The sequence below is a fragment of the Nonomuraea cavernae genome, assembly GCF_040655715.1.
Taxonomy (GTDB): Bacteria; Actinomycetota; Actinomycetes; order Streptosporangiales; family Streptosporangiaceae; genus Nonomuraea; species Nonomuraea cavernae_A.
The window spans coordinates 1-6108 of the sequence record NZ_JBFAKL010000060.1 but is presented as its reverse complement, the minus strand read 5'-3'; the positions used below and the strand labels follow the sequence as shown (position 1 = coordinate 6108).

At 65.4% G+C, this 6108-nt stretch carries 4 protein-coding genes and 1 pseudogene; 4 read left to right on the top strand and 1 reads right to left on the bottom strand.

What is annotated here, in order from left to right:
* Positions 1-528: 528 nt before the first annotated feature.
* Entirely contained in the window at positions 529-1920 is a 1392-nt protein-coding gene (locus AB0I38_RS40040) for a HEPN domain-containing protein (RefSeq protein ID WP_358495973.1), read from the top strand.
* A gap of 31 nt (positions 1921-1951) precedes the next feature.
* Positions 1952-2457, top strand: a pseudogene (locus AB0I38_RS40035) (IS3-like element ISMyma3 family transposase); the annotation flags it as partial.
* 21 nt (positions 2458-2478) lie between these two features.
* Here the strand turns inward: AB0I38_RS40035 and AB0I38_RS40030 are convergent.
* Positions 2479-3284, bottom strand: a protein-coding gene (locus AB0I38_RS40030; protein WP_358495968.1) for an IS5 family transposase whose coding sequence is annotated in 2 segments (ribosomal slippage) — positions 2479-2933 and positions 2933-3284 — 807 coding nt in all. Because the reading frame shifts where the segments join, the coding sequence is not laid out codon by codon here.
* Positions 3285-3943: 659 nt separating this feature from the next.
* Between AB0I38_RS40030 and AB0I38_RS40025 the strand changes: the two genes are divergently transcribed.
* Together AB0I38_RS40025 and AB0I38_RS40020 are read left to right on the top strand one after the other, a co-directional pair.
* Positions 3944-4816 carry a DNA methyltransferase gene (locus AB0I38_RS40025; protein WP_358495965.1) on the top strand — a complete coding sequence of 291 codons (873 nt, stop codon included), beginning with the start codon at positions 3944-3946 and terminating at the stop codon, positions 4814-4816.
* Positions 4813-5667, top strand: coding sequence for a TRM11 family SAM-dependent methyltransferase (locus AB0I38_RS40020; RefSeq protein ID WP_358495962.1), 855 nt, complete (start codon positions 4813-4815; stop codon positions 5665-5667). The genes AB0I38_RS40025 and AB0I38_RS40020 overlap by 4 nt, the downstream gene beginning before the upstream one ends.
* Positions 5668-6108 lie beyond the last annotated feature (441 nt).

The following is a 6108-nucleotide window of genomic DNA, read 5'->3' as shown; positions in this document are numbered from 1 at the left end:
TCGAAGGTCATTGATCGTCACACATCAAGATCACCGGGCGGCTGTTCTGCGTTACGGGCACTGCCCCACAGAGATCACGATCTACGACTGCCGTATTAGCCTTTGTCGAGGCCAACGCCGCGCTGCTTGGCCTGCCCGGTGCCGGAAAGACCCACATCGCCGCCCCTGTCGCGCAGCCGCAGTGCCTCGGCCGACGGCAGCCGGCGTGTCTTCTGCGGGCACAGTCCGCCACCGGCCAAGCGTCTGTGGATCGCACGCAAATCGGCCCATTGCCTGGCACAGGATCCGGCGCACGCCATGGGCCGGTGCGGTGTATCTGCGTCTGCACACTTCCTGGCAGTGGTCTTCAGATGCAAGGCCAGGGCGCGAGTGAACAGCGGAATGATGAAGGGGCAAGACAGCGTCCAGGGCACCCGGCCTGGACATCGGATCTCGGTCGACTGCTGCCCGACCGCAGGCGTTCCGCCATCTCAACTAGCCGGTCGGGTCGGTCCCGAGCGCAGCGTCAGGTTGGAAGGACTCCGTATCATGAACGAATTCTCAGAGGTGATCACACCTGTGACGTCCAGCATAGATGCGTGCGGCAGCAGTATCGCCGGCACGTTCTGGAGGGCCACCGATCCGTCCGTCCGCTCCCCAGGACACCTCGAGCTCGCTAAGCAGGCTTCACCCTCGCTCACGGTGTCGCCTTCCCTCTATGGCGTTCCGGGAATTGTCACCATACAGGTCGCTGGCGACGGTTCGGTCGCCGCCAAGTCGGAGTCCACAGATCCCGGGATCGTCGTGATCCATGGAAAGCTTGAGGACGATATCCCGATCACCCTCCTGGAAGCGCGGTCCATGAAATGGGCCGGAGGGCTGACGCGCGAGAAACAGAAGCAGCGTTTCGAGGGGATCTTCGCGGTTGTCGGAGCGCATCTGAACAACGTCAATCACCACTTCGAAGGACTTCGAGTCCGCCTGCAGACGCTCACCCGTGCAGCCGATACGGCAAGCGCCCCCGTGCAGCTCGGCAATGGTGGCCAGCTGTTTTGGGAGGACTTCTCAGGTGAGCCTCAGCTCGTGCTGACAAATCTGCCGCCAGTCGGGATGCACATCCTGGAGCGCACATACCTGCAGCCACTCGTCACCCTGCTTCAGCTTGCCACCGCACGCCCCGTAACTGTGATGGAGTTCGCCGTTCAGGAGCATTCCCAAGCGCCCTGGTGGCCTGTCCACAGTCCTTCCCAGCACGGTGACGACCTCGCCCTCCCGTCGCAGCTCCTGCTGCCTCTCACTGACCTGTCGCCTGCCGTGATCGGGGCGTGGTTGGACCGTGTCGAAACCCTCGGTCCCCTTCCTGCGGGAGTGGCGAGTGTCCTCACAACCTCGCTTCCCCTGGAGACCCAGGTTCTGATCCTCAGCACGATCTCCGAAGGGCTACACCGGCGGCTCTTCCCTGACGCGCAGCGTTTCTCCCCTGAGCTCGCGGCTCAGATCCGCGAGGCAGCAGCCGAGGCGGTCAAGGAGGTCGACAAGTCCGCCGCTGAGGCCGTCAAGGGGTTCCTCGGCCATATGCATGAACCCGGCTACGGACAAAGGCTCAATCAACTGGCGCGTGACGCCGAAGCGCTCGTGCCGGGGGTCACCGGCCGCTCGAACAAGTGGAAGACCCTCGTCTACGGAGCCCGTAATGACTTCGCACACCAAATTAACCCTGGGTGGCTGGAGGACGGCGATGTAGATCGATACCTCACCGTCGCGTTGTCGTTGCGCTGGGTACTACGCGCTCTGCTCCTGGGCCAGGCCGGCCTTCATCCCGACCTTCTGCGCCGGAGGTTCGCGGAGAGTCAAGAATACGGGTTCTTCCTGAGGAACGTCCACGAGTGGCGGCCGGATGTATATCCGGATGCGCATCCAAATGAACCGCGCCGGGTCTGATGGAGACTCGATTCCTTGAGAGGATCGAGTCATGGCACGTCCGTCCCCCTACCCTCCCGAACTTCGTGAGCGTGCAGTGCGCATGGTCGCGGAGATCCGGCCGAACTACCCGACCGAGTGGGCCGCGATGAAAGCGGTTGCGGCAAAGCTCGGCATCGGAACGGCCGAGACGGTGCGCAGCTGGGTGCGCCGGGCGGAGATCGATGCACGACAGCGGCCCGGGATCACGACGGCTGACGCCGAGGAGATCAAGCGGCTGAAGGCCGAGAACGCCGAACTGCGGCGGGCCAACGAAATCTTGAAAGCGGCGTCGGTTTTCTTCGCGGCCGAGCTCGACCGGCCACACAAGCGCTCATAGCATTCATCGACGCTCATCGCCAGGTGTTCGGGGTCGAGCCGATCTGCCGTGTGCTGACCGCGCACGGGTTGAAGATCGCAACGAGCACCTACTACGCCGCCAAGAATCGCACGCCAAGCGTCCGCGCTGTGCGTGATACCGAGCTCAAGCAGCACATCAGCCGGGTGCACGCCGACAACTACGGCGTCTAAGAGGGTGACTCATTTGGTAAGTCGACGGTAGCAGATGAGGGCTGCGGCTATGGCGACGAAGGATGCGAAGTGGTCGGCTCGGCGTTCGTAGCGGCGGTGTAACCGGCGGCAGCCCGCAAGCCAGGAGACCGTGCGCTCCACGACCCAGCGGTGACGGCCGAGCCGCTGGCTGGACTCGATGCCGCAGCGGGCGATGCGCGGGATGATGCCGCGGCTGCGCAGAAAGGTCCGTAGGTGCGGGTAGTCGTAGCCCTTGTCACCGTGCAGCTTCGCGGGTCGGCGGCGTCGCGGGCCACGGCGCGAGCGGATCGGCGGGATCGCTCGCACCAGCGGCTCCAGCGCGAGGCTGTCGTGGGTGTTGGCGGCGCTGATCGCGACAGAGAGGGGCAGACCGTTCCGGTCGGTGATGAGATGGATCTTCGACCCTTTCTTGCCGCGATCGACAGGATTCGGACCTGTCAGCTCCCCCCTTTGGCAGCCCGCACACTGACGGAGTCGATCGCGCATCGCGACCAGTCCAGCTCGCCACGCGCGCCGAGTTCATCCAGCAGAACCCGATACAGCTTGGCCCACACCCGCGCAGCGCTCCACTCAGTGAAGCGGCGGTTCACCGTCTGCCAGGAAGCGCCGAATACCGGCGGCAACTGCCGCCAGGCGCACCCGGTGGTGGCCACGTACACGATCGCCGCCAAGATCACCCGATCGTCGACCCGCCGTCGCCCGCCACCTTGCGGTCGTGTCGGCGCCGGCGGAACCACCCGCTGGAACAATGCCCACAGCTCATCGGGAACCAGTCGCTGAAGGAACGCATCCACGAACGGTCTAACGACCCACCCCCAAATGAGTCACTGTCTAAATCGGGTGCTGCGCCGTTCGGGTGACCTTCCGGGAAGGAGCGCGAGGGGTCGGGGAGCTATAGCCGCTGTTCTTCGCGCCGCACTTTTGTGGTGATGGACTGGATTTGGGGCCTGACATCGTCGAGGGCGGCTCGGATGGCCGTGCGGTATAGCGCCCAGTCATCACGGAAGCGATCCCCGGCAGGACCGGCTCAAATGCTGCTGTTGCTGGTGGCGTCGACCGCTTCGAGGATCAGTTCGATGTAAGCGGCGGCTTGCACGATGATGCGCATACTGTATCCGCTTGGCACTCGCTTAATCGATCAGGCACGGCCTGTCTCCAGGTTCCCGGTGAACAACATTCGGTTGATGTGCCATTACAGCGATGTGGCGCTCACCCTGAGGCTGGTGATTCCGCTCGCTTACAGTGCGCGCCCGCCATCGCCGTGGGTGAGTCGCGCCTCACTCAGGAAGCACATGCGCTGGCAGCGTGGCGTTTAAGCGGCCCCGGAGACTCGGCGGAAGGGACGATGGGACTGCGCCTGGAGGAACTCCTTAAGAACGTGAGCGGTTCCAATCAGCGCCGATCAGCTGGTGTTTCAGTGCAGGGAACGGGTGACCGTCACGGGTCACCGTAGATGAGCAAGAACGAAGAACCGCAGCCGAAGGGTTCGCGGACTGCCGAGAGGCGGTTGGTGCCGCTCTCGGTGTGGTTGTGTTCCGACACCGCGCCCAGAGAGGCCGACGTCAAGGATTGTCCGCGCTCTACCGATGCGGTATGCCGGCGGCACCGTCAGGCCGTTGGGCGGGAGCTGGCGCGGCATCTGATCGGTGCCTGCACCCGTTCGGGTGGGATCGTCGCCGACGTCTTCACGACGAGCGAAACGGTGCTCATCGCGGCGGCGGAGATGGGGCGGCTGGGGATCGGGTGTGTTCCGCGTTTGCCGGTCGCCCAGCACCTCGTTGGCCGCCTGCGGGAGGAGCTTACGGCGGATCAGCGGGCGGCAGTGAGAATGCGCCCACACGGGCCGCACGCGCTGCGGGAAGCACTGCTCGGGCTTGAAGGCCGGGTTGAGCTGTTGATCGCGGCGCTTCCGCCGTACCCGGAATCCGGACGGCCGGTCGACTCGGCGGGGATCTCCTGCCCCGCGTGTCGGGCGGAGCAGCCGACGCTCGGGGGGACGCAGCTGGGCCGGTTCCTGGAGGATGCGCGGCATGTTCTCGCCCGTGGTGGCCACCTAGCGGTGATCACAACGGCACGGTACGAGCGGGGCAGGCTGGTGGATCTCGCACCGGGGATCATCCGGCACGCGGCGCGGGCCGGGCTTACCTACCTGCAGCACGTCATCGCGCTGCGTGTCCCAGTCGAGGGTGACGCGCTCGTGGTTCAGCCTGGGCCGTCGGAGCTGGCGCAGCTTCGCCGTGCCCAGTCTGCGGAGCTGCCGCCGGTGGTGTCGGTGCACGCGGACAACGTCTGCCTGTTCACCCGCTCCGCCGGAGGTGTCCGGTGAACGAGAACATTCTGTCGTCGGTGCTGGTCACCGGCCAGTTGCAGTCGCGCGTTCAGCGGAGTGGCCGGTATGTCGCGGAGTCAATGAGGCATCCGGGCAAGATGCTCCCATCGATCGCCGCCCAGGTCATCTCCGCGTTCACCGAGCCGGGCGAGCTGGTAGTGGATCCAATGTGCGGGATCGGGACCACGTTGGTGGAGGCGATACATCTGGGACGGGAAGCGGCGGGGATGGAGTACGAGGCGGACTTCGCCGGCTTCACTGCCGCTAACCTCCAACACGCCCGCTCTCAAGGGGCGACGGGGAATGGTCGGGTGACCTGCGGGGACGCGCGGAACATCGCGGCCGTGTTCACGGGCCTGCGGGGCAAGGTCGCGCTTGTGCTGACCTCCCCGCCCTATGGGGCGCACACGCATGGGCACGTCCGCTCCGGTAGTCGGGACGGTGGCGGGCCGGTTGAGAAGTGGAATCACCGTTACTCCACCGACAAGGGCAACCTCGCTCATCGGCGGTTGCCCGAGCTGATGGAGGGCTTCGGGCGGATCCTGTCCGGGTGCGGCGAACTGCTGCGGCCGGGTGGTGTGGTCGCGATCACCGTTCGGCCGATCCGGGTCGACGGGCAGCTCGTCGACCTTCCCGGCCAGGTCATGACGACGGCCGAAGAGGCCGGTCTGGTGCTCACCCACCGTCTGGTGGCGTTGCTGTGCGGGCTGCGCGATGGCGGGCTGGTGAACCGGGCGTCGTTCTTCCAGATGTTGGAAGCCTGGCGGAGCCAGGAGAAAGGACTGGCGGTGTGCGCCGCAGCCCACGAGGACCTGCTCATCCTGCGGAAGCGGGGTGGCGAGGGGTGAGGGTCTCGCTCTCCGGCAACCGCTGACGCAGGAGCACACCGAGAGGAGATCCTCCAGTTTCAACAGGCCGTGTGTGCGGCCGTCAGCAGCTGGACGAGCAGGAGGCCGTGTCCAGACCGTCGTTGACATTGATCATCGAGGCGAGCGGTCATGTAACCCCCCGGGGGTGGTGGGCCCGTAGGGCCCGGACCGGTCACCGGTGGACGCGGGGACCCGCTCCGAGCCGGAGCGAGTCGTGAACAACACGGGTGGTGAAGCTGTGTTTGGCCGTGCCGGGCACGGCAGGCGTACTGCTGCGGATCCTGCTCGGCACCGCTGCCCGCAACCAAGAAGCCACAGACCGTGAATGAGGTGCCCAGCAGATTTCGGACAGTCAGCTACATAAGCTGACAGAAGTCTGGAAGAGGTAGGTACGTGACGAGGCGTCGCAGGCAGTTCTCG

Bases quoted from the DNA above. Each gene is read 5' to 3' on its own strand.
- AB0I38_RS40040 (WP_358495973.1), top strand. From the start codon at position 529: ATGAACGAATTCTCAGAGGTGATCACACCTGTGACGTCCAGCATAGAT.
- AB0I38_RS40025 (WP_358495965.1), top strand. From the start codon at position 3,944: ATGAGCAAGAACGAAGAACCGCAGCCGAAGGGTTCGCGGACTGCCGAG.